Annotated in this window: 24 protein-coding genes; 13 read left to right on the top strand and 11 right to left on the bottom strand. The window is 61.7% G+C overall.

What is annotated here, in order from left to right; translation table 11 throughout:
• Positions 1-67: 67 nt before the first annotated feature.
• Together A462_RS13795 and A462_RS13800 are read right to left on the bottom strand one after the other, a co-directional pair.
• The gene (locus A462_RS13795) at positions 68-262 is read right to left on the bottom strand and encodes a hypothetical protein (protein WP_003211226.1); all 195 of its coding nucleotides are present in this window, start codon (positions 260-262) and stop codon (positions 68-70) included.
• A 232-nt stretch (positions 263-494) separates the two neighbouring features.
• Positions 495-848, bottom strand: a complete 354-nt coding sequence (locus A462_RS13800) for a hypothetical protein (RefSeq protein ID WP_008435927.1) — start codon at positions 846-848, stop codon at positions 495-497.
• A 241-nt stretch (positions 849-1,089) separates the two neighbouring features.
• Between A462_RS13800 and A462_RS13805 the strand changes: the two genes are divergently transcribed.
• Complete coding sequence (locus A462_RS13805) at positions 1,090-1,908, top strand: shikimate 5-dehydrogenase (protein WP_003211230.1); 819 nt, start codon at positions 1,090-1,092, stop codon at positions 1,906-1,908.
• 219 nt (positions 1,909-2,127) lie between these two features.
• Here the strand turns inward: A462_RS13805 and A462_RS13810 are convergent, their stop codons facing one another.
• Complete coding sequence (locus tag A462_RS13810) at positions 2,128-2,775, bottom strand: YceH family protein (RefSeq protein WP_003211232.1); 648 nt, start codon at positions 2,773-2,775, stop codon at positions 2,128-2,130.
• 126 nt (positions 2,776-2,901) lie between these two features.
• Between A462_RS13810 and A462_RS13815 the strand changes: the two genes are divergently transcribed.
• Entirely contained in the window at positions 2,902-3,411 is a 510-nt protein-coding gene (locus tag A462_RS13815) for a DUF1993 domain-containing protein (RefSeq protein ID WP_003211233.1), read from the top strand.
• Positions 3,412-3,480: 69 nt separating this feature from the next.
• Here A462_RS13815 and sstT read toward each other — a convergent pair whose 3' ends face one another.
• Positions 3,481-4,701, bottom strand: coding sequence for a serine/threonine transporter SstT (gene sstT, locus A462_RS13820; protein ID WP_003211235.1), 1,221 nt, complete (start codon positions 4,699-4,701; stop codon positions 3,481-3,483).
• 213 nt (positions 4,702-4,914) lie between these two features.
• Between sstT and A462_RS13825 the strand changes: the two genes are divergently transcribed.
• Positions 4,915-6,069, top strand: coding sequence for an MFS transporter (locus tag A462_RS13825; RefSeq protein ID WP_008435923.1), 1,155 nt, complete (start codon positions 4,915-4,917; stop codon positions 6,067-6,069).
• Positions 6,070-6,073: 4 nt separating this feature from the next.
• Here A462_RS13825 and nhaR read toward each other — a convergent pair whose 3' ends face one another.
• Positions 6,074-6,976 carry a transcriptional activator NhaR gene (gene nhaR, locus A462_RS13830; RefSeq protein WP_003211241.1) on the bottom strand — a complete coding sequence of 301 codons (903 nt, stop codon included), beginning with the start codon at positions 6,974-6,976 and terminating at the stop codon, positions 6,074-6,076.
• A 134-nt stretch (positions 6,977-7,110) separates the two neighbouring features.
• Here nhaR and A462_RS13835 point away from each other — a divergent pair, with 134 nt between their 5' ends.
• From A462_RS13835 to mnmH, 4 genes are all read left to right on the top strand, one after another.
• Positions 7,111-7,374 carry a hypothetical protein gene (locus A462_RS13835; RefSeq protein WP_032899464.1) on the top strand — a complete coding sequence of 88 codons (264 nt, stop codon included), beginning with the start codon at positions 7,111-7,113 and terminating at the stop codon, positions 7,372-7,374.
• A gap of 28 nt (positions 7,375-7,402) precedes the next feature.
• Positions 7,403-8,149 carry a TerC family protein gene (locus tag A462_RS13840; RefSeq protein WP_003211245.1) on the top strand — a complete coding sequence of 249 codons (747 nt, stop codon included), beginning with the start codon at positions 7,403-7,405 and terminating at the stop codon, positions 8,147-8,149.
• 84 nt (positions 8,150-8,233) lie between these two features.
• Positions 8,234-9,268 (top strand): selenide, water dikinase SelD, encoded by a 1,035-nt coding sequence (gene selD, locus A462_RS13845; RefSeq protein ID WP_008435920.1) that lies wholly within the window; start codon positions 8,234-8,236, stop codon positions 9,266-9,268.
• Positions 9,268-10,371 (top strand): tRNA 2-selenouridine(34) synthase MnmH, encoded by a 1,104-nt coding sequence (gene mnmH, locus A462_RS13850; RefSeq protein WP_008435919.1) that lies wholly within the window; start codon positions 9,268-9,270, stop codon positions 10,369-10,371. The genes selD and mnmH overlap by 1 nt, the downstream gene beginning before the upstream one ends.
• Before the next feature lie 128 nt (positions 10,372-10,499).
• On the opposite strand, the gene A462_RS13855 is transcribed toward mnmH, so the two are convergent.
• The gene (locus tag A462_RS13855; RefSeq protein ID WP_003211251.1) at positions 10,500-11,555 is read right to left on the bottom strand and encodes a permease; all 1,056 of its coding nucleotides are present in this window, start codon (positions 11,553-11,555) and stop codon (positions 10,500-10,502) included.
• An 82-nt stretch (positions 11,556-11,637) separates the two neighbouring features.
• Entirely contained in the window at positions 11,638-12,339 is a 702-nt protein-coding gene (locus A462_RS13860) for a hypothetical protein (protein WP_008435916.1), read from the bottom strand.
• 217 nt (positions 12,340-12,556) lie between these two features.
• On the opposite strand from A462_RS13860, the gene A462_RS13865 reads away from it, so the two are divergent.
• From A462_RS13865 to hemB, 3 genes are all read left to right on the top strand, one after another.
• Positions 12,557-13,255, top strand: a complete 699-nt coding sequence (locus A462_RS13865) for a glutathione S-transferase N-terminal domain-containing protein (protein WP_008435902.1) — start codon at positions 12,557-12,559, stop codon at positions 13,253-13,255.
• An 8-nt stretch (positions 13,256-13,263) separates the two neighbouring features.
• Positions 13,264-14,106, top strand: a complete 843-nt coding sequence (locus A462_RS13870; RefSeq protein WP_008435899.1) for a PhzF family phenazine biosynthesis protein — start codon at positions 13,264-13,266, stop codon at positions 14,104-14,106.
• A gap of 123 nt (positions 14,107-14,229) precedes the next feature.
• A complete protein-coding gene (hemB, locus tag A462_RS13875) occupies positions 14,230-15,204 on the top strand; it encodes a porphobilinogen synthase (RefSeq protein ID WP_008435898.1) in 975 nt (324 codons plus the stop codon).
• A 62-nt stretch (positions 15,205-15,266) separates the two neighbouring features.
• On the opposite strand, the gene A462_RS13880 is transcribed toward hemB, so the two are convergent.
• Entirely contained in the window at positions 15,267-15,881 is a 615-nt protein-coding gene (locus A462_RS13880; RefSeq protein ID WP_008435896.1) for a LysE family translocator, read from the bottom strand.
• Between the two features lie 146 nt (positions 15,882-16,027).
• On the opposite strand from A462_RS13880, the gene A462_RS13885 reads away from it, so the two are divergent.
• Positions 16,028-17,113, top strand: coding sequence for a DUF1615 domain-containing protein (locus A462_RS13885; RefSeq protein ID WP_008435895.1), 1,086 nt, complete (start codon positions 16,028-16,030; stop codon positions 17,111-17,113).
• Between the two features lie 93 nt (positions 17,114-17,206).
• Positions 17,207-17,626, top strand: a complete 420-nt coding sequence (locus A462_RS13890) for a PaaI family thioesterase (RefSeq protein ID WP_003211628.1) — start codon at positions 17,207-17,209, stop codon at positions 17,624-17,626.
• A 60-nt stretch (positions 17,627-17,686) separates the two neighbouring features.
• Here A462_RS13890 and A462_RS13895 read toward each other — a convergent pair whose 3' ends face one another.
• The 3 genes from A462_RS13895 to A462_RS13905 are packed head-to-tail and all read right to left on the bottom strand — an operon-like array spanning position 17,687 to position 20,269.
• On the bottom strand, positions 17,687-18,868 hold the full coding sequence (locus A462_RS13895; protein WP_008435893.1) for an acetyl-CoA C-acetyltransferase: 1,182 nt from the start codon (positions 18,866-18,868) through the stop codon (positions 17,687-17,689).
• Between the two features lie 11 nt (positions 18,869-18,879).
• A complete protein-coding gene (locus A462_RS13900) occupies positions 18,880-19,539 on the bottom strand; it encodes a CoA transferase subunit B (protein WP_003211625.1) in 660 nt (219 codons plus the stop codon).
• Between the two features lie 31 nt (positions 19,540-19,570).
• Positions 19,571-20,269 carry a CoA transferase subunit A gene (locus A462_RS13905; protein ID WP_008435892.1) on the bottom strand — a complete coding sequence of 233 codons (699 nt, stop codon included), beginning with the start codon at positions 20,267-20,269 and terminating at the stop codon, positions 19,571-19,573.
• 133 nt (positions 20,270-20,402) lie between these two features.
• Here A462_RS13905 and A462_RS13910 point away from each other — a divergent pair, with 133 nt between their 5' ends.
• Positions 20,403-21,311: a LysR family transcriptional regulator gene (locus A462_RS13910; RefSeq protein ID WP_032899462.1), complete on the top strand. Its 909-nt coding sequence runs from the start codon at positions 20,403-20,405 to the stop codon at positions 21,309-21,311.
• The last annotated feature ends 62 nt before the right edge of the window (positions 21,312-21,373 follow it).

The raw sequence follows: 21,373 nt of genomic DNA, 5'->3' as shown, positions 1-21,373 counted from the left end.
TGCGTGGGCCTTCAGGGAAAATCAACCTGCTCGATAGTCGACATCACTGTTATCGAGCGACCCTCAGTCAGTCGACCACCTGGTCGAGCATATGCACCACTTCCTGTTCACTGAGCAGGCCCTTGCGCACCAGGTTTTCCGTCAGCAAGGACAGGAACTTGGCGTTGCGATGGCCTTCCAGGGCCTTGAGCTCCGTCAGTACGCTATAGACCTTGCTCGAGGTGCAGAGGCCGGCGGTGCGATGTGGGTTTTGCGTGGGCATGGGCAATCGTCCTTGTTGTTATTGGTCGGACAGTGTTGATAGTGGAAGCCTTTTGAGACACAAACATGACAGCGCAAGCCCCGTTCGGGCAAGCGCCTATTGAGATCAATGATGTGGGATTTGGCCACAGCCATTGTCCTTATAACGACCTTGGCGAGATTTATTCAGACCTGCAGGCCAAAAAAAGGCCCCGCTTTTAGGGCGGAGCCTGTTCAGGTGTATCAGTTGAGGCTTACCAGCCGCGACCGTAATAGCCGTGTGGAGGGCCGTAGTAGCCGCGCGGTGGGCCGTAGTAGACCGGCGCCGGGCGGTAATAAACCTGTTGTTGCACATACACAGGCGGTGGCGGTGCGTAGTAGACCGGCGGCGGAGCGGCATACACCGGCTGCGGCTGGACATACACCGGTTGTTGCACGTAGACCGGCCGCGATTGACTGGCGACGATCGAGCCGCCTACCACTGCACCAACAACGGCTCCCAGTGCGAGCGGAGCACCCCAACCACCACCGTGGGCGGAGGCCTGTCCTGCCATAGCGAGTGCGCCGATCAGCAAGGCGATCTTGGGGAGTTTACGAATCATGGTCATTCCTCGGTTAGCCCCTGCGCTCATGGTCTGCAATCAATCGACTCAAGGATTGTCGCGGGGATACTTTTAAGACAGCGTATTTCTAAAAAACAGCACAGCCGATAGGTAAAGGTTGTGTAAGGTCTGTATCGGTTGGCTTACACAAGTGGCCGGGCACAGTGCGTATGATCCATGAGAACCCGCCGGCGCGGGTATTCCGTCTATCCGAAACCGCCTCTGGAATGGCTTCAAGGAGTTACCGATGCAGATGAACCCCAACAAGGACACCCAACTGTGCATGTCACTGTCGGCGCGCCCAGGGAACTTTGGCCTGCGCTTTCATAACCACCTGTACGAGCAGTTGGGGTTGAATTTCTACTACAAGGCCTTCAGTAGCCAGGACCTGCCGGGCGCCGTCGGTGGCATTCGGGCCTTGGGCATTCGGGGTTGTGGCGTGTCGATGCCGTTCAAGGAAGCCTGTATTGCCCTAGTGGATGAGCTGGACGATTCGGCGCGGGCCATTGCGTCAATCAATACCATCGTCAACACCGACGGGCATTTGAAGGCCTACAACACCGATTACATTGCCATCGAGCAACTGCTGCACAAGCACCAGGTGCCCAAGGACTCGACCTTCGCCCTGCGCGGCAGCGGCGGCATGGCCAAGGCGGTGGCCAGTGCCTTGCGCGATGGCGGCTACGCCAAGGGCGTGATCGTGGCGCGCAATGAAGAAGCGGGCCGGGCGCTGGCCCAGAGCCTGGGGTATGAGTGGCAGGCGCAGTTGGGTGCCTTGCGCCCGCAGATGCTGGTCAACGTGACGCCGATTGGCATGACCGGAGGGGCGGAAGCGGATCAGTTGGCGTTTGAAGCTGACGCGGTTGATGCGGCCGAGACGGTCTTCGATGTGGTGGCGATTCCCTCGGAAACCCCACTGATCCTGCGTGGACGGGCCCAGGGCAAACGAGTGATCACCGGTTTGGAAGTGATCGCCATCCAGGCGTTGGAGCAGTTCGTGCTGTACACCGGCGTGCGGCCGACGGATGAACAGTTTCAGGCGGCGGTGGCATTTGCCCGGAGCTGAGCATCACCGCTGGCGGTGTGGAGAGTGAGCTTGCTGTGGCGAGGGAGCTTGCTGTGGAGGGTGAGCTTTTGTGGCGAGGGAGCTTGCTCCCGCTGGGTTGCGCAGCAGCCCCAAGAAAATGGGAGCGCTACGCACTCCAGCGGGAGCAAGCTCCCTCGCCACAGCAAGCTCCCTCGCCACAAAAGCTCCATCACCACAGAAGCCCACTCACCACAAACATTACTCGAGCCGCGAAAGGCGCTCTTCCAGCGCCGCAATCCGCGCTTCCAGCTCTTCGATACGCTCCAGGGAAACCCCACTTCCCGCACCACGCTCCACCGGATTCCCACGTGCCGCCAGGATCGCTTCAATGTCCGCCGGGTCGCCCAGGGCGTGCATGTACCGATCTTCCCGCTGCCCCGACTGACGCGGCACCAACAACGCCAGCCCACGGGCAATCAGGCGTTCCAGTTGATGCACCACCTGCTCGGCGTCTTCAAAGTCATGCATGCGCCCGCTGCGGGTCAGCAGTTCGTTGACCGTCTGCGGCCCCCGCAGGAACAGCAACCCGCTGAGAATCACCTGGGCCGGCACCAGCTCCAGCGCCTTGTCCACCCGATGCTCCCAGCGGTCGGCGCGGCTGCCCATCACCAGCCGGGTAAACCCGCGGCCTTCCAGGGCCCGCAGGCTCTGGCCAACCTGGCCCTGGCTGAGGTTCATCACCGGTTCGCGGCTGGTTTTCTGGTTACAGGCGATCACCAGCGCGTTGAGGGTCAACGGGTAGGTTTCGGGGCTGGTGGCCTGTTTTTCGATCAGGCAGCCAAGGATGCGGATTTCCGTGCTGTTCAGGCGCGGCTCTTCGGAAGTGGTGTCGTGCTCGGTGGTCATCGCGCTTTCCCTAATGCAGTGAGCTCACTAGCCTAATCCTGAAAAAATAAAAGACAAGCGGCGCCGGTGGCCGGCATGTCTATAATCGCGGCTGTTTCAAACCCTGCCACAACTGTCGAGACTGTCATGACTATTTCCCTGTACGCCGCTTCCCTCCCGGTCTTCAAGCAAATGCTCAACGCCCTGAGCGATGTGCTGAACAAGGCCGAGGCCCACGCCACCGCCAAGAACATCGACCCGAACGCCTTCCTGCAGGCACGCCTGTACCCGGACATGTTCCCGCTGGTGCGCCAGGTGCAGATCGCCGTCGACTTCGCCAAAGGCGTTTCTGCCCGCCTGGCTGAAATCGAAGTTCCGAAATACGACGATACAGAAGTCACCTTCGCCGACCTGCAAGCGCTGATCGCCAAGGTCCTGGCGTTTATCGACACCATCACCCCGGCCCAGGTCGACGGTAAAGAAGGCATCGAGATCATCACTCGCCCTGGCACCCCGAAAGAGAAGCGCTTCAGCGGCCAGTCGTACCTGCTGAGCTACGGCCTGCCGCAGTTCTTCTTCCACGTCACCACCGCTTACGCCTTGCTGCGTCACAACGGCGTGGAAGTGGGCAAGCGCGACTACATGGGCGCGTTCTAAGCCTTGTAATAAAAAAGCCCAGGGCGGTTCATTCACGAACCGCCCTGGGCTTTTTTGTGCGCGCAAGGTCTACGCGGCTTGTTCTTCCTTGCCCAGGCACGCGGCAGCGGTGAACAACACGTCGGTGGACGAGTTCAGTGCGGTCTCCGCCGAGTCCTGCAACACGCCGATGATGAAGCCCACGGCCACCACCTGCATGGCGATTTCGCTGGGAATGCCGAACAGGCTGCACGCCAGCGGGATCAACAGCAGCGAGCCCCCGGCAACCCCCGACGCGCCGCAGGCACACACCGCCGCGACCACGCTGAGCAGCACGGCGGTGGGGATGTCCACGGCAATGCCCAGGGTGTGCACGGCGGCCAGGGTCAGCACGGTGATGGTGATGGCAGCGCCGGCCATATTGATGGTGGCGCCCAGCGGGATCGACACCGAGTAGGTGTCTTCATGCAGGCCCAGGCGCTTGCTCAACGCCAGGTTGACCGGAATGTTGGCCGCCGAACTGCGGGTAAAAAACGCGGTGATCCCGCTTTCCCGCAGGCACATCAGCACCAGTGGGTAAGGGTTGCGGCGCAGCTTCCAGAACACGATGGCCGGGTTGATCACCAGCGCGACGAACAGCATGCAGCCGATCAACACCAACAGCAGGTGTGCGTAGCCCAGCAGGGCGCCGAAGCCGGACGTGGCGAGGGTCGAGGCCACCAGGCCGAAAATCCCCAGGGGCGCGAAGCGGATCACCATGCGCACGATCAGCGTGACGCCGTTGGACAGGTCCCCCAGCACGGTGCGGGTGGTGTCGCTGGCATGGCGAATGGCGATGCCCATGCCGATGGCCCACGCCAGGATACCGATGAAATTGGCGTTCATCAGGGCGCTGACCGGGTTGTCCACCACGCTCAGCAACAGGCTTTGCAACACATCACCGATACCGCCGGGAGGGCTGACGGCCACATCGTGGGTGGCCAGCACCAGCGAGGAGGGGAACAGCGTGCTGGCGATCACCGCAACCACGGCGGCAGCGAACGTGCCCAGCAGGTACAGGAACAGGATCGGGCGGATATGGGTTTCCTGGCCGTGCTTGTGGCTGGCAATCGAGGCCATCACCAGCACAAATACCAGGATGGGCGCGACGGCCTTGAGCGCCGAGACAAAGACCTTGCCAATAAACCCGGTGGCTTGTGCGACGTCGGGCAACAGCAGGGCCAACAGGATACCGGCGATCAGGCCGATGACAATTTGGGTGACCAGGCTGATAGACATCAGGCGTTGAAAGAGGGAAGGGGCAGCAGTCATAAAAAGGTTGTCTCTGGTTTTTTTAATAGATGCAGCTAGGCAGCATGAATCTGGCAGGAGCGAAGTCTAACATCTGTAGGAAACGTCTAATCCGGGTGCGGCGTTCCGTCACCACGATGGGACACATTCTGTTAACATTGCCCATCCTCTATTTCTTCTCTATCAGCGGGCCCTCCGGGCTGTCGTTGATGTCGCTGTTTTCTGGAGTTTTTAATGCTGTTTCCGATCCTGCTGTTGTCGGCGGCCGGTTTTACCGTGCTGACCACAGAGTTCATCATCGTCGGCCTGTTGCCTTCCATCGCCCGGGACCTCGACGTGAGCGTGTCCCAGGCCGGGTTGCTGGTGACGTTGTTCGCCTTCACCGTGGCGGCGTTTGGCCCGTTCCTGACCGCATATTTCGCCCGGTTCGAGCGCAAGCGGCTGTTTATCACGATCCTGATCATGTTCGGCCTGGCCAACACCCTGGCGGCGATCGCGTCGAATATCTGGGTCATGTCCCTGGCGCGCCTGATTCCTGCCTTGGGATTGCCGGTGTTCTGGGCCCTGGCCAGCGAGACAGCGGTGGACATTGTGGGGCCGGACTTCGCAGGCCGCGCGATTGAAAAAATCGGCTTCGGCATCGTGTGTGCCACGGTCTTCGGGATCCCGGTGGGCACGCTGATTTCCGATATGTTCGGCTGGCGCACCGCCTTTGGCATTCTTGCGGTGGTGGCGTTCGCCAAGGCCCTGCTGCTGTTTATCTACCTGCCGAAGACCCGGGCAAAAAACGACCAGGTCAGCCTGCGCTCGCAGTTCAAGATCTTGCGCAGCCCGCTGATGCAGGGCCATATCCTGCTGTCGATCCTGGTGTTCAGCGGGATGTTCACCGCCTACACCTACCTGGCAGACATTCTCGAACGCCTGGCGGGTTTTGACGGCACGGTAGTGGGCTGGTGCCTCATGGGCTTTGGCGCGGTCGGCCTGATCGGCAACTCTTTGGGCGGGCGCATGGTCGACCGTCATCCGCTGATTGCGTCGATGGTGTTCTGCGGTTTCATGATCGCCGGCATGGTGGCGCTGGTGCCCGCCATCCATTCCACGATCGGGTTGGCGGCGGCGATGGCGGTATGGGGCGTGACCCAGGCGGCATTGTTTCTGGTCAGCCATGTGCGACTGATGAAGGCCGCACCCCATGCGCCGGCGTTTGCCGCCTCGTTGAACATTGCCGGGGCCAACCTGGGTATTGGCCTGGGGGCGCTGGTGGGCGGGCACGTGATCGACACCCTGGGCCTGGGCAGCCTCGGGTTTGCCGCGGCGGGCTTTATCCTGTTGTCGATCCTGCTGGCGCTGTGGCTGATGACCGCCAAGACCCGCGCCGTCTGCGCCTGAACCTTCAGGGCAGGGAAGTGAACAGCTCCCGTCTGGCACCTTCGGTAATCGCCACGATGCCGGGGTGCTTGACCTTGCGCTCCACCGAGATTGCATAAAACGACTCGGTCACCGCATCCGTCTGGCCGATCAGCGCCACGCCATACTGGCGTTCCACTTCGTCGGCAATCACGCTCGGCGCGATGAAAATCCCGCTGCCGGATTGGCCAAAGGCCTGCATCAACGCGCTGTCGTCAAATTCCCCGACAATCCGAGGCTGGATCTGCTGCTCGGCAAACCAGCGCAGCAAACGGCTGCGCACCACCGTCTCCGCCCCCGGAATCAACAGCGGCGCACCCTGCAGGCATTGTGGGAAATCGCCGCGATGCTGGTCAGCCAATGCCTGGGTTGCGAAGAAACTGATGCCGCATTCCCCGAGCTTCTGGCTGTAGCCCTTGATGTCCAGGTGCGGCGGCATCGGGCTGTCGGAGATCACCAGATCCAGGCGCTGGATCGCCAGGTCCGCCAGCAAGCGTTCGAGTTTGTCTTCACGGCAGGTGATGCGGATCGGCTCGCTCAACTCCATGGTTGGCGCAATCAGCCGATAGACGATGGACTTGGGCACCACATCCGCGACGCCAACCCGGAACAGGATCTGCTGCTCATTGGGCTGGGTGCGCAACATCGCTTCAAGCTCATTGCCCAGCTGGAACATCTGCTCGGCATAGGGCAGCGCCTGGCGCCCGGCTTCGGTCAGCTCCAGCTGGCGCCCGACCTTCTGGAACAATGCCACGCCAAAGGTCTGTTCCAGCAGGCTGATCTGCCCGCTGATGGTCTGCGGCGTGAGGTTCAGTTGCTCGCAGGCGCGCACGATGCTGCCGGTCTTGGCGACGACCCAGAAGTAGTGCAGTTGTCGGTAATTGAGCATGGCGGCCAATACTTCGTGAAAACCGAAGTATAAACGAAAAAAATACGAATTTTCCTGAAGTGTTCCCCTGCATAGAATGCGTCGCTATCGAGGGGCCACTACTTGGACCCGAAGGTTCTAACGAGGAACGCATCATGAAACTCAATCCCCTGGGCGCAACGGCGTTACTTGGGCTTTCATTAGTCATGCTCAGTGGCTGTGACCAAGCGGAAAAAAGCGCGCAACAACTGCTGGGCAAGGCCACCGAGTCGGCCAAGCAAGTGATTGACGACACCCACCAGGCCGCCGAACAGGCGTTGAGTGACGCGACCAAGGGCTTGATCGCACCGCCGCAAGGCAAGCCGGACAAGCCGGAACCGGAAGACAGCAAGCCTGAGTCCACCTCCCAAGAAACCTGATACCCGCACACAACACCAGGAATGACCTATGGAATACCTTTTACAACTGGCCGCCAGCCCGACCGCGTGGATCGCACTGGCCACCCTGATCGTCATGGAGATCGTGCTGGGGATCGATAACCTGATCTTTATCTCGATTCTCACCAACAAGTTGCCGGTGAAGCACCGGGCCAAGGCCCGCCGCATCGGCATCAGCATGGCATTGATCCTGCGTCTGGGCCTGTTGAGCACCATCGCCTTTATCGTGCAGCTGACCGAGCCGGTCATCGACATCCTGGGGCAGTCGTTCTCCTGGAAAGACATGATCCTGATCGCCGGTGGCCTGTTCCTGGTGTGGAAGGCCACCACCGAGATCCATCACAGCATGGACCCCGAGAAGGAGCATGTGGACACCGGCGCGCCGAGCGTGACCCTGGGCTTCGCCTCGGCGATTGGCCAGATCCTGCTGCTGGACATGGTGTTTTCCATCGACAGCATCATCACCGCCGTGGGCATGACCGAGCACTTGCCGATCATGATCATTGCCGTGGTGGTCTCGGTGATCGTGATGCTGGTGGCGGCCGAGCCGCTGGCCAAGTTCATCAACGACAACCCGACCATTGTGATGTTGGCCCTGGGCTTCCTCATCATGATCGGTATGACGCTGATCGCCGAAGGTTTCGGCGCCCATGTGCCAAAAGGCTATGTGTATGCGGCCATGGCGTTCTCGGCGGCTATCGAATGCCTGAACATGATGCGACGCAACCGGCATAAACGGCTTGCTGCCAAACACTAAGGGCTGAACATAAAGGCCGACTGCATGCAGTCGGCCTTTTGCTGTCTGCTAGAATCCGCCCACTTGACGCCTTGAGGGATACCCATGAACGAGCCGATTCGCCTGACCCAATACAGCCACGGTGCTGGTTGCGGTTGCAAGATCTCACCTCAGGTACTGGAAGTGATCCTCGCCGGCAGTGGCGCACAGAACCTCGACCCCAAGCTCTGGGTAGGCAACGCTTCGCGCGATGACGCGGCGGTGTACGCCATCGACGAGGAGCGCGGCGTGGTGTCCACCACCGACTTTTTCATGCCGATCGTCGATGACCCCTTCGACTTCGGCCGCATTGCCGCCACCAATGCCATCAGCGATATCTATGCGATGGGCGGCGATCCGTTGATGGCCATCGCGATTCTCGGCTGGCCGGTCAACGTGCTGGCTCCGGAGATTGCCCGGGAAGTGATTCGCGGCGGCCGTTCCGTGTGTGACGCTGCCGGGATTCCCCTGGCCGGCGGCCACTCCATCGACGCCCCCGAGCCGATCTTCGGCCTGGCCGTCACCGGGCTGGTGGAAAAGCGCCACATGAAGCGCAACGACACCGCCATCGCCGGTTGCCAGCTGTACCTGACCAAGCCCCTGGGCATCGGCATCCTCACCACGGCCGAGAAGAAGGGCAAGCTGCGCGAGGCCGACGTGGGCCTGGCCCGTGACTGGATGTGCACCCTCAACAAACCCGGCAGCCGTTTTGGCAAGCTGGCCGGTGTCACGGCCATGACCGACGTCACCGGTTTCGGCCTGTTGGGCCACCTGGTGGAAATGGCCGACGGCAGCCAATTAACTGCCCGCATCGAATACGAAAAAGTCCCACGCCTGCCCGGGGTTGAGTACTACCTGGAACAGGGCTGCGTCCCCGGCGGCACCTTGCGCAATTTCGACAGCTACGCCAGCAAGCTGGGGCGCCTGAACGAACTGCACAAGCGCGTGCTGTGCGACCCGCAAACCAGCGGCGGGCTGCTGGTGGCGGTCACCCCCGAAGGCAATGCCGAATTCCTCGCCGTGGCGGCGGAGCTGGGCCTGAACCTTGAGCCGATCGGCGAACTGGTTGAGCGACAGACCAACGCGGTAGAGGTGTTCTGATGCCCATCGACATCACCGATTACCGCGATATCTTTCTCAACGACCGGCCGATGATGGATACCCGCGCGCCGATCGAGTTCATCAAGGGCGCGTTTCCCGGGGTGGTCAACCTGCCGTTGATGACCGACGACGAGCGCGAACGGGTGGGCACCTGTTACAAGCAGCAAGGCCAGCAGGCGGCCATTGTTCTCGGGCACGAACTGGTGTCCGGGGCGATCAAGGCCGAACGTATCGAACACTGGGCGCGTTTTGCCCAGGCCAATCCGGATGGTCTGCTGTACTGCTTTCGCGGCGGGATGCGTTCGCAGATTGCCCAGCAATGGTTGAAAACCGAGGCGGGTATCGACTATCCGCGAGTGGGCGGTGGCTACAAGGCCATGCGGACTTTCCTGCTCGACACGGTTGAAAGCGCCACCGCGCAATGCGACTTCGTACTGTTGGGCGGCATGACCGGTACCGGCAAGACCGAAGTGCTCGGCCAGTTGAACAACGCCCTGGACCTGGAAGGCCACGCCAACCATCGCGGTTCCAGCTTCGGCAAACGCGCTACGGCGCAACCTTCCAACATCGACTTCGAAAACCGCCTGGCGGTGGACCTGCTGAAAAAGCGTGCCGCCGGTATCGAGCAGTTTGTGGTCGAGGATGAGAGCCGCATGATCGGCAGCTGCGCGCTGCCGTTGCCCCTGCACAAAGGCATGCAGGGCTTCCCGATGGTCTGGCTGGAAGACAGCGTTGAAGGCCGGGTGGAGCGCATCCTGAAGGATTATGTGGTGGACCTCTGCGCCGAGTTTGTCGCGGTGTTTGGCGACACTGGCCAGGAACTGTTTGCCGAGCGCCTGACCCAGAGCCTGGGCAATATCCACAAGCGCCTGGGCGGCGAGCGGTTTGCGCGGTTGCACGCGATCATGCAGGAAGCATTGGCAGAACAAGCCAGCAGCGGCGCGGTGGAGTTGCACCGCGGCTGGATTGAGGGGTTGTTGCGTGAGTATTACGACCCGATGTACGCGTTCCAGCGGGAAAGCAAAGGCGCACGCATCGAGTTTGCGGGAGAGCAAGCGGCGGTGGTGGAGTATTTCCGGGACAGGCTCGCTCGGCGTACGTGATTGATTGAGTTCGCCGGCCCCTTCGCGAGCAAGCCCGCTCCCACATTCGACCGCACTCCTACAGGATAAACGCGGTCGAATGTGGGAGCGGGCTTGCTCGCGAAGAGGCCCTCAAACTCACCCAATCACTACAGGATAAACGCCCCGATCAGCCCACACACCACCCCCATCAGCATGGTCAAGCCGGCCACAGTCACCAGCACCCGCGCATCGAAATCCTTGCGCAGCATCAGCAGCGACGGCAGGCTCACGCTCGGCAGCGTCATCAGCAAGGCCACGGCCGGGCCGGTGCCCATGCCGAGGGTCATCATGGTCTGCACGATGGGGATTTCGGCGGCGGTCGGGATCACGAACAACGTGCCGACAATCGCCAGAGGCACCAGCCACACCAGGCTGTTGGCCATGGCGCCGTCAACGTGGGGAAACAGCCAGACCCGCGCCGCGCCAAGGATCAGCACCGCCAGGATGTACACCGGAATCGTGCTCCAGAACAGCTGCCACAGGGTGCGCAGCCAGCGGGTCAGGAACGGTTCGGTTTCGGCATGGCTGGCCTGGGCCACGGCGTCGAGCGCGGCTTCCGGTACCTGCTCCGGCCGCGCGATGCGTTGCGCCACCAGCGAAACACCCACCACCAGCACGATCCCGGCCACCAACCGCAGCGCGGTAAAGCCCCAGCCCAGCACAAAGCCCATGAACACCAGTGTCGCCGGGTTCAGCACCGGGTTGGCAATCCAGAACGCCAGCGCCGCGCCGACCGAGACTTTCTGCCGACGCATACCGGCCGCCACCGGAGCGGCGCAGCAACTGCACATCATCCCCGGCAGGGCGAACAGCCCGCCACGCAGGGTAGATCCCAGCCCGGCACGGCCAAACAGGCGCAGCAGCCAGTCCCGTGGGATCAGCACCTGCAGCAATGAGCCGAGAATGACCGCCAGCACCGCAGCCTTCCAGATCGCCAGGAAATACACCTGGGCATAGGCCAGCGCCGCGGCCAGTGGCGCGCTTTGCTGGTCGTTGAGAATCGAGGCGCCGATGCTGTGGTTGTCTGCCGCGATAAACGCCTTGGCGTAGTAGGGCGACCATTTCACGTAGTAGAGGCCGACGCAGGCCACCAGCAGGAACAGCGCTGGTTTCCACCAGAAGGACCAGCCCCGGGCAGGCTGGGTGGAGGAGAGGTTGGACATGTAGATGATCCGCAGGTGAGTCAATAGCGCAACATCATACGCTGTACAAGGCCGCCTCCGAAGCACTGTGGCGAGGGAGCGGTCAGATATCGGCGCTGACTTGCGTTGCGTCCGGGCAAGTCTGCTGGCCATTATCCAGGCCTTGCTTGTAGTTGCGGCTGAGCAGCGAGGCCTTGCCGTTGTGCCAGGTCAGGGTCAACACATACAAGCTATCGAAATCGCTGCCGGACCAATCGTCGGTAATCACATGTTTTTCACCGACGGCCTCGCTTGCCACCTTGTTGATCAAGTCCGGCAGATACCCATGGGACCAGGCAGTGTAGATGACGGCGTTGTGGTATTTGTCTTCCACCAGTTCGTCAGCGAGGGCGCTGGTGTCATTGGCCGAGAACTTGATGTTGACCGGCAACCCGAGCTTGATCGCGCTGGGGCTGATGGTCATCAACGGGCGGATGTAGCTGTAGGAGTTGTCTTTCTCGCCTTCCTCGACATTGCGGGTCGGGTTGGGTGCGAACACGTAGTTGGCCTTGCCGAATTTTTCCGGCAGCACGGTGGCCAGGTTCATTGCACGGTTAAGCCCCTGGCAGTTGAGTTGGCCGAGGCCCCCGGCAGGTTTCTCGCCATGGCGCAGGAACACCAGGGTTTGCACGCCGTCGACCGGCTGGGCGCGGCTGACCCGCGATTCCAGGCTAAGGCCGACCGCGGCGCTCACCAGCAATACCGGCAGCAGGATGTAAGAGTAGCGTTTGAAGCGTTTCGCAAGGCACAGAGGCTTGTAGGTCATGATGGTTCTAAGTCTCGGTGCAGGGATTCAGGGCAAGCAAGCCCAGCCATCGGGCGCTCTTTAAGAGTCCCCCAAGGCAGTTTGGTTCGTTTCGCGGGGGAGATGGGGCGGCATCCTTGCCGTGTGCAGGAGATTAACCCGCCGATGTTGCTGAATTAAGACGGATGCACGATAGGCACTGAACCACTACTCTCCTACTTTTATCAGGAGTCCCATGATGAACTCACTTTCAGACTTCCCCATCACCGCCAAATGGCCGGCCCGGCATCCCGAGCGTCTGCAGCTGTATTCGTTGCCCACGCCCAACGGGGTCAAGGTGTCGATCATGCTCGAGGAAATCGGCCTGCCCTACGAGGCGCACAAGGTCAGTTTCGAGACCCAGGACCAGCTTTCCAGCGAGTTCCTGTCGCTGAACCCCAACAACAAGATCCCGGCGATCATCGACCCCAATGGCCCGAGCGGCCAGGCGCTGGGCTTGTTCGAGTCGGGTGCGATCCTGATCTACCTCGCCGAGAAGAGCGGTGAGTTATTGCCCGAAGACCCGGCGATGCGTTACGAGACGATCCAGTGGCTGATGTTCCAGATGGCCGGTATCGGGCCGATGTTCGGCCAGGTGGGGTTCTTCAACAAATTCGCCGGCGCGGCCTATGAAGACAAGCGCCCGCGCGATCGCTACGTCGCCGAGTCGCGCCGCTTGCTGGAGGTGCTGGAAAAGCGCCTGTTGGGCCGCACCTGGATCATGGGTGACGAGTACAGCATCGCCGATATCGCCACCTTCCCGTGGGTTCGCAACCTGATCGGCTTCTATGAGTCTGGCGACCTGGTGGGTATTACCGACTTCCCGAACGTACTGCGGGCCCTGGACGGGTTCGTCGCCCGGCCGGCGGTGATCCGTGGCTTGAACATCCCAGCATAAGGACCGGCATGGCTTCTTTCGACTTCAAACAACTGGACGTTTTCAGCAGTGTGGCCGTCAAGGGCAACCCGTTGGCCGTGGTGCTGGGCGCCGACAGCCTGAGCGACCAGCAGATGGCGGATTTCGCCAACTGGACCAACCTCAGCGAAACCACCTTCCTGCTCAAGCCCCGTGATCCACGAGCGGACTACCGCGTAAGGATCTTCACGACCCTCAATGAATTGCCGTTTGCCGGCCATCCGACCCTGGGCAGTTGCCATGCCTGGTTGCTGGCCGGTGGCCAACCCGCTGGGGAGGAGATCATCCAGGAGTGTGAGATCGGCCTGGTGCGCATCCGCCGCCAGGGCGATGAACTGGCGTTTATCGCGCCACCGTTGCTGCGTTCCGGCCCGCTGGAAGCTGAATTGGTCGAGCGCGTGCGTCGGGCCCTGGACCTTGAGCCCGGTGCGATTTTGCGCAGCCAGTGGGTGGATAACGGCGCGGGCTGGTTGGCGGTGATGCTGGCGGATCGCGAGCAGGTACTGGCACTGCGGCCGGACTATTCGCAGTTGCAGGGCTTGGCCGTGGGCGTGATCGCCCCGTGGAACCCCGAGCGGGATGGCGATGAGGCGCAGTTTGAGGTGCGGGCCTTTATTGCCGGCGACGGCGCTCCGGAAGATCCGGCCACCGGCAGCCTGAACGCCGGTGTCGCCCAGTGGTTGCTGGGCGAGGGGTTGGCGCCCAGCCGCTATGTGGTCAGCCAGGGCACCGCCATGGGCCGCGCCGGGCGAATCCGCATTGAAAACAGCGGCGAGGAAATCTGGGTCGGCGGCGCGGTTGCCGTTTGCATTGAAGGCCGTCTACAGCTCTAGATCAATGCAATTGTTACCAAGCCTGCAATAAACTGTTCCGCACTTGGCGTTTGTGCTCTGCGGTGCACGAGGCATAAGCTTTCGCCCCAAAGATTTTTGGCCTGCCTTTTTTCAGGAGCATCAATGTCCAGCCAGTTCCCCGAAGCCCGTCCACGCCGCCTGCGCCGCTCCCCGGAGTTGCGTGGCCTGTTCCAGGAAAGCGAATTCACCCTCAATGACCTGGTGCTGCCGATCTTCGTTGAAGAAGAAATCGACGACTTCGTGCCGATCACCAGCATGCCCGGGGTGCAGCGCATTCCCGAGTCGAAGCTGGCCGGCGAGATCGAACGCTATTCGAAAGCCGGGATCAAGTCGGTGATGACCTTCGGCGTGTCCCACCACCTGGACGCCTCGGGCAGTGACACCTGGCAAGAGCGTGGCCTGGTGTCGCGCATGTCCTCGATCATCAAGGATGCGGTGCCGGAAATGATCGTGATGTCCGATACCTGTTTCTGCGAATACACCGACCACGGCCATTGCGGCGTGATGCACGGCGCCGAAGTCGACAACGACCGCACCCTGGTCAACCTTGGCAAGCAAGCTGTGGCTGCCGCTCGTGCCGGTGCAGATGTGATCGCCCCGTCCGCCGCGATGGACGGGCAGGTCCAGGCCATTCGCCGGGCCCTGGATGAAGCAGGCTTCAGCCATATCCCGATCATGGCCTATTCCACCAAGTTCGCCTCGGCGCTCTACGGCCCGTTCCGCGAAGCCGGCGGCAGCGCGCTGAAGGGCGATCGCAAGAGCTACCAGATGAACCCGATGAACCGCCGCGAAGCGGTGCGCGAATCGTTGCTGGATGAGCAGGAAGGTGCGGACGCGCTGATGGTCAAGCCGGCCGGCGCGTACCTGGACATCATCCGCGACATCCGCGAAGCCTCGCGTTTGCCGGTGGCGGCGTACCAGGTCAGCGGCGAGTACGCGATGATCAAGTTCGGCGCCCAGGCGGGCGCGATCGACGAAGCCCGCGTGGTACGGGAAACCCTGGGTTCGATCAAGCGCGCCGGTGCGGACTTGATCTTCACCTACTTCGCGATGGACCTGGCACTTGCCGGGATCTAAGTAACCTGTGGCGAGGGAGCAAGCTCCCTCGCCACAGAAGGCTGTTCGCGGCTGCTTGAAACTTAGCGCTGGGCAAACGCCAGGTTCAGCCCCAACCCCGCAAACGCCGCTGCAAAACTGCGGCGCAGCCAGTTCTGTACACGTGGCGATTCGATCACCGCGCGGCGGAACACATTGGCCAACAGGCCATAAATCACAAACACCGCAAACGTCATCGCCATGAATACACTGCTCAGCAACAGCATTTGCAGGGCCGGTGCGCCCGCGCCCGGGGTGACGAATTGCGGCAGGAACGCCAGGAAGAAAATCGTCAGCTTGGGGTTCAGAATATTCAGCAACAGGCCTCGCACCATCAGGCTGTGGGCGCTGGAAATCGTCGGTGTGTCGTTCATGGCAAAGGCCGAGCGGTCCCGCCAGGTGGCATAGGCGAGGTACAGCAAGTAGGCGGCGCCGGCATACTTGAGGGCTTCGAACGCCAGGGCGCTGGTGTGCAGCAGGGCGGACAGCCCAAGCACGGAGGCCAACAAGTGCGGGACGATCCCGGCGGTGCAGCCCAGCGCGGCGAACACACTGGCGCGCTTGCCGGCGGTCAGTCCGGTGGACACGGTGAAGATCACGCCGGTGCCGGGAATGAGCACGACGATCAGGCAGGTGATCAGGAAGTTCAGGCTAAGCATGGCATTCAAACTCCTTGTAGGAACGACGGGTGCCTGATCCTTTCACGTCCTGGTTTTTTTGACGAGAGCAGCAGGTCGGCGAACCCCGGTTAGACTTACCGGTCGATATCTGCCAAGACTGGCCCATTGTCGCCCAAGGAAGCCCCATGCGTTCATCTCGCCTCATCCTGTGCCTTACCACCTTATTGGTACTGGCCGGCTGCTCCAGCCAGCGCACCCAGCAACTGCCGGAGCGCAGCGAAGCCGAGGTGAAAGCGCAGATCGTGCGGCTGATGCCGGCCAGCGTGCCGGATCGTGGCGGCTGGGCCCAGGACATCTACACCGCCTTCAACACGCAGAAAATCTACCCCGGTACGGAGAACATCTGCGCGGTATTGGCCGTGACCGAGCAGGAGTCCACCTATCAGGTCGACCCGCCGGTCCCGAACATGGGCAAGATCGCCCAGGACGAGATCCTGCGGCGCGCCGCTAAAGTCCATGTGCCGGCGGTATTGGTGCGCACGGCACTGCAACTGCGCTCGCCCACCGGCAAGTCCTACGCCGAGCGCTTGAACGCTGCGCGCACCGAGCGGGATTTGAGTGGAATCTTTGACGACTTCATCAGTGTCGTGCCCTTGGGCAATACGCTGTTTGGCGGCTTCAACCCGGTGCATACCGCAGGCCCGATGCAGGTCAGCATCGACTTCGCACAGAAGCAGGCCCGGGATTATCCCTACACCGTGGATGGCAGCATCCGCCGGGAAGTGTTTACCCGCCGAGGCGGCATGTACTTTGGCATCACCCATCTGCTGGGCTACCCGGTGAATTACGACCAGATGCTGTACCGCTTCGCCGATTTCAATGCCGGTTGGTACGCCAGCCGCAACGCCGCATTCCAGGCAGCGGTCAGCCGGGTCTCGGGTACCACGCTGGCGCTGGACGGCGACTTGATCAACTACGGCTCGTTCCTGCCAGGCACCACCGAGCTGGCAGTGCGCTCACTGGGCAAGGCGCTGGACATGCGCAACCCGAGCATCCGCAGTCAGCTGGAGCAGGGTGAGCGCCTGGATTTTGAAGATACCACCCTGTACCAGCGGGTGTTCGCCCTGGCCGACAAGGCCGCCGGCAAACCGGTGCCGCGGGCGATCCTGCCGGGCATCGTGCTGAAAAGCCCGAAGATCACCCGCAACCTCACCACGGCCTGGTTTGCCAAGCGCGTGGATGAGCGTTATCAGCGCTGCATGAAGCGTTAGGCTTATCACCGGGGATTTACCGGGCTGATGTTGATGGTCCGGATGGCGGCGGTGGGATACACCTCCAGCCTTGTCCCCAAGGAAGAACCTGACATGACTGCCCATGCCATCCCCGAAGGCTTTACCCCGCTGCGTCGAAGCAGTCCACTCCTGGACCTGCTTGGCCCGGTGTATAGCCGAGGTGAAGGCTTGCAGCTGGAAATCGGCCTGCGCGCCGACAACCGCCACGCCAACGGACGCGGCACCGTGCACGGTGGCGTGCTGGCCACCCTGGCGGATGTGGGCATGGGCTACGCCATGGCCTTTTCCAGCGAGCCGCCGCTGCCGTTGATCACGGCGAGCATGACCCTGGACTATCTCGGCGCGGTGCAGGTAGGGGAGTGGGTCGAGGTGCGTCTGGAGCATCACAAGCGCGGGCGGCAGATGGCGTTTGCCACGGTCAGCGTGCAGGTCGGGGAGAAGGTGGTGGTGCGGGCAAATGCGGTGTTTGCGGTGCCCCAGGCGCGGGACTGACCGATAAAGAAAAGGCCCGGTTTTCGTGGAACCGGGCCTTTTCCATGTTGCTCTTTGAAATCAGCTGCGTTCAAGGGCCAGGGCTACACCTTGCCCGCCACCGATGCACAGGGTGGCCAGGCCTTTCTTGGCGTCACGCTTGATCATTTCATGCAGCAGGGTCACCAGCACACGGCAGCCTGACGCGCCAATCGGGTGGCCGATGGCAATCGCGCCGCCGTTGACGTTGACCTTGGCCGCGTCCCATTCCAGCTCTTTGCCCACCGCCAGTGACTGCGCGGCAAAGGCTTCGTTGGCTTCGATCAGGTCCAGGTCGCCCAGGCTCCAGCCGGCCTTGTCCAGGCAGCGGCGGGTGGCCGATACCGGGCCAATGCCCATGATCGCGGGATCGACGCCGGCGTTGGCGTAGCTGGCGATTCGGGCCAGCACTGGCAAGCCGAGCGCCTTGGCTTTGTCCGCGCTCATCAGCAGCACGGCAGCCGCGCCGTCGTTGAGGCTGGATGCGTTGCCGGCGGTGACGGTGCCGTCTTTCTTGAAGGCCGGCTTGAGCTTGGCCAGGGATTCGGCGGTGGTGCCGGCGCGTGGCTGTTCGTCCACGGCGAAGGCCACCGGGTCGCCCTTGCGCTGGGGAATCAGGATCGGTGTGATCTCATCGCTGAAACGCCCAGCTTCAATGGCCGCCGTGGCTTTTTGCTGGGAGGCGGCGGCGAAGGCGTCCTGGGCTTCACGGCTGATGCCGTACTTGTCCACCAGGTTCTCGGCGGTGATGCCCATGTGGTAGTCGTTGAACGCATCCCACAGACCGTCGGTGATCATGCTGTCGATCATCTTCGCATGGCCCATGCGCAGGCCGGTGCGGGCGGCCGGCAATATGTACGGGGCCAGGCTCATGTTCTCCATGCCGCCGGCGATGATTACCTCGGCATCGCCGCAACGGATCGCTTGTGCGCCCAGGTGCAGCGCCTTGAGCCCCGAGCCGCAGACCTTGTTCAGGGTCAGCGCCGGCACGGCGTGGGGCAGGCCGGCGAGGATCGAGGCCTGGCGGGCCGGGTTCTGGCCGCTACCGGCGGTGAGCACCTGGCCAAGGATCACTTCATCCACGAGTGCCGGGTCGATGCCGGTCTGCTCCAGCAGGCGACGGATCACCGCAGCCCCCAGCTCCGGGGCCGGGATGCTTGCCAGCGAACCTTGGAAGCTGCCCACGGCGGTGCGGGTGGCAGCAACAATCACGACGTCTTGCATGGAATCTGTCCTCACTGGAAGTGCATTTCTGGAACGTGGTCCGGGACGATCAGTTTACCGGCTGTCTTGCTGACGATCTCTTCAACACTGACGCCAGGTGCGCGTTCCTTGAGGACAAAAGCGCCATTTTCGATTTCCAGGTAGGCCAGGTCCGTCAGCACGCGCTTGATGCAGTTGGCGCCGGTCAGCGGCAGGCTGCACTGGCTCAGCAACTTGGATTCACCGTCCTTGGACGCGTGGGTCATGATCACGATGATGTTCTCGGCACCGGCCACCAGGTCCATCGCGCCGCCCATGCCCTTGACCAGCTTGCCGGGGATCATCCACGAGGCGATGTTGCCTTGTACATCGACCTCAAACGCGCCGAGCACGGTCAGGTCGACATGGCCGCCGCGAATCATCGCGAAGGACTCGGCCGAGGAGAAGATCGATGCGCCAATGCGCGCGGTGACGGTCTGTTTGCCGGCGTTGATCATGTCGGCATCGATGGTTTCTTCAGTAGGAAACGGACCCATGCCCAGCAGGCCGTTTTCCGACTGCAGCATGACCTCCATGCCTTCTGGGATGTAGTTGGCCACCAGGGTCGGAATGCCGATGCCGAGGTTGACGTAGAAACCGTCCTGCATTTCGCGGGCGACGCGTTGAGCCATTTGTTCGCGGGTAAGAGCCATTTTTTGTCTCCTTATTATCTGGGCTGGTGGATTATTTGCGGAGGGTGCGCTGTTCGATGCGCTTCTCGAAGGTGCCGCAAATGATCCGGTCGACGTAGATCCCTGGGGTGTGGATATGCGCCGGGTCCAGCTCGCCCGGTTCGACGATTTCTTCGACTTCGACCACGGTGATCCTGCCGGCGGTGGCGGCCAGCGGGTTGAAGTTCTGGGCGGTATGGCGATAGATCACATTGCCGAAGTGGTCGGCTTTCCAGCCTTTGACGATGGCGAAGTCGCCGGTGATGGATTCTTCCATCAGGTACGGGCGACCGTTGAACTCGCGGGTTTCCTTGCCTTCAGCGACTGGCGTGCCGACGCCGGTAGCGGTGAAGAAGGCCGGGATGCCGGCACCGCCTGCGCGCAGTTTTTCGGCGAGGGTGCCTTGGGGCGTCAGGACCACTTCGATTTCGCCGCTGAGCAGTTGCTTCTCGAACAGGGCGTTTTCACCGACGTAGGACGCGAAGACCTTGCTGATCTGCTTGCCTTCCAGCAGCAGGCCCAGGCCGAAGCCGTCGACGCCGCAGTTGTTGGAGACCACGGTCAGGTTGCGGGTGCCTTTGCGCTTGATTTCGGCAATGAGGTTTTCCGGGATGCCGCACAGGCCAAAACCTCCGGCAAGAACCGTCATGCCATCTTCCAGGCCTGCCAGCGCCTCTTCATAGGACGCTACGCGTTTATCAAAACCTGCCATATGCACCTCTTTTATTGTTTGTGGGCCAGCCATATGAACCGAGTGTTGCGCCGACGGATTGATTTGTTAAGTTGTTTTTTAAGGTTGATTGATTTAAAAAACAGCATAGTCCTCAGCCATCGAGAGAAGCTTCATGACAGTTAAACAGATGCGCGCCTTTCTTGCCGTAGCCCAGACCTTGAGCTTTGCGGCCGCCTGTGAGCGTTTGCATCTTTCCCAGTCGGCCTTGAGCCTGACCATCAAAGGCCTGGAAGAAGGCCTGGGCGGGCGGCTGTTCAGCCGCAATACGCGCAATGTCGCGCTGACTCCCGAAGGGGAATCGCTACTGCCCCTGGCCCGGCGCCTGATCGCCGATTGGGACAATGCCGAGGATGAGTTGCGCCAGCGTTTCACCCTGCAGCGCGGGCGGGTAACGGTGGCGGCGATGCCGTCGTTTGCCGGAAACCTGCTGCCACCGATCCTGAAGATTTTTCGCGCGCGCTATCCTCAGGTCAACGTAACGGTGAATGACGTGATCAACGAGCAGGTGCTGGAAATGGTCCGCGATCGCCAAGTGGAGTTGGGCGTGGCGTTTGAACCGTCGGAAAGCTCATCGCTGGTGTTCACCCCGCTGTATGTGGACCGCTTTGTGGCGGTGGTGCCCGGTGACTCGCCATTGGCACGCCGCTCCGATATCGCCTGGCACACCTTGCTGGAACAACCCTTCATCACCTTGCAGCGCCCGTCCACGGTACGAGTGATGCTTGAAGAACACCTGAAGGTGCTGGACCTGAAGCTGCCCGTAGCCCTGGAGAGCCATCAACTGGCGACGGTGGGCAAGATGGTTGCCAGTGGCTTGGGCGTGAGTGCAGTGCCGGCGTTGTGTGCACGCCAAATGCAGGAAGCAGGCGCCCATTGCATCACCTTGAGCGATCCGGTGATCGAACGGCCGATTGGTGTACTGACCAAGCCCGGCCACGAACTTTCAGCGGCGGCCCAGGCCATGTTTGATATTTTTTGCGATGAAGCGGGGAAGGGGCGTTTTCCGGCGTTGTTGCGATAACCGTCGGCCATAAAAAAGCCTGCTCGTTTTAAGCGAGCAGGCTTAAGTGATAAGTGCGTAGT

Source organism: Pseudomonas sp. Ag1 (assembly GCF_000278565.1).
Classification (GTDB): domain Bacteria; phylum Pseudomonadota; class Gammaproteobacteria; order Pseudomonadales; family Pseudomonadaceae; genus Aquipseudomonas.
The sequence above is the reverse complement of the archived record's forward strand: the minus strand, read 5'-3'. Positions and strand labels throughout refer to the sequence as shown.

Coding starts and splice junctions, on each gene's coding strand:
- A462_RS13865 (WP_008435902.1), top strand. CDS start 12,557: ATGAACTCACTTTCAGACTTCCCCATCACCGCCAAATGGCCGGCCCGG.
- A462_RS13880 (WP_008435896.1), bottom strand. CDS start 15,881: ATGCTTAGCCTGAACTTCCTGATCACCTGCCTGATCGTCGTGCTCATT.
- A462_RS13815 (WP_003211233.1), top strand. CDS start 2,902: ATGACTATTTCCCTGTACGCCGCTTCCCTCCCGGTCTTCAAGCAAATG.
- sstT (WP_003211235.1), bottom strand. CDS start 4,701: ATGACTGCTGCCCCTTCCCTCTTTCAACGCCTGATGTCTATCAGCCTG.
- A462_RS13800 (WP_008435927.1), bottom strand. CDS start 848: ATGACCATGATTCGTAAACTCCCCAAGATCGCCTTGCTGATCGGCGCA.
- A462_RS13840 (WP_003211245.1), top strand. CDS start 7,403: ATGGAATACCTTTTACAACTGGCCGCCAGCCCGACCGCGTGGATCGCA.
- A462_RS13900 (WP_003211625.1), bottom strand. CDS start 19,539: ATGGCTCTTACCCGCGAACAAATGGCTCAACGCGTCGCCCGCGAAATG.
- A462_RS13905 (WP_008435892.1), bottom strand. CDS start 20,269: ATGGCAGGTTTTGATAAACGCGTAGCGTCCTATGAAGAGGCGCTGGCA.
- A462_RS13910 (WP_032899462.1), top strand. CDS start 20,403: ATGACAGTTAAACAGATGCGCGCCTTTCTTGCCGTAGCCCAGACCTTG.
- hemB (WP_008435898.1), top strand. CDS start 14,230: ATGTCCAGCCAGTTCCCCGAAGCCCGTCCACGCCGCCTGCGCCGCTCC.
- A462_RS13890 (WP_003211628.1), top strand. CDS start 17,207: ATGACTGCCCATGCCATCCCCGAAGGCTTTACCCCGCTGCGTCGAAGC.
- A462_RS13860 (WP_008435916.1), bottom strand. CDS start 12,339: ATGACCTACAAGCCTCTGTGCCTTGCGAAACGCTTCAAACGCTACTCT.
- nhaR (WP_003211241.1), bottom strand. CDS start 6,976: ATGCTCAATTACCGACAACTGCACTACTTCTGGGTCGTCGCCAAGACC.
- A462_RS13825 (WP_008435923.1), top strand. CDS start 4,915: ATGCTGTTTCCGATCCTGCTGTTGTCGGCGGCCGGTTTTACCGTGCTG.
- A462_RS13855 (WP_003211251.1), bottom strand. CDS start 11,555: ATGTCCAACCTCTCCTCCACCCAGCCTGCCCGGGGCTGGTCCTTCTGG.
- A462_RS13885 (WP_008435895.1), top strand. CDS start 16,028: ATGCGTTCATCTCGCCTCATCCTGTGCCTTACCACCTTATTGGTACTG.
- A462_RS13795 (WP_003211226.1), bottom strand. CDS start 262: ATGCCCACGCAAAACCCACATCGCACCGCCGGCCTCTGCACCTCGAGC.
- A462_RS13895 (WP_008435893.1), bottom strand. CDS start 18,868: ATGCAAGACGTCGTGATTGTTGCTGCCACCCGCACCGCCGTGGGCAGC.
- A462_RS13835 (WP_032899464.1), top strand. CDS start 7,111: ATGAAACTCAATCCCCTGGGCGCAACGGCGTTACTTGGGCTTTCATTA.
- A462_RS13805 (WP_003211230.1), top strand. CDS start 1,090: ATGCAGATGAACCCCAACAAGGACACCCAACTGTGCATGTCACTGTCG.
- mnmH (WP_008435919.1), top strand. CDS start 9,268: ATGCCCATCGACATCACCGATTACCGCGATATCTTTCTCAACGACCGG.
- A462_RS13810 (WP_003211232.1), bottom strand. CDS start 2,775: ATGACCACCGAGCACGACACCACTTCCGAAGAGCCGCGCCTGAACAGC.
- A462_RS13870 (WP_008435899.1), top strand. CDS start 13,264: ATGGCTTCTTTCGACTTCAAACAACTGGACGTTTTCAGCAGTGTGGCC.
- selD (WP_008435920.1), top strand. CDS start 8,234: ATGAACGAGCCGATTCGCCTGACCCAATACAGCCACGGTGCTGGTTGC.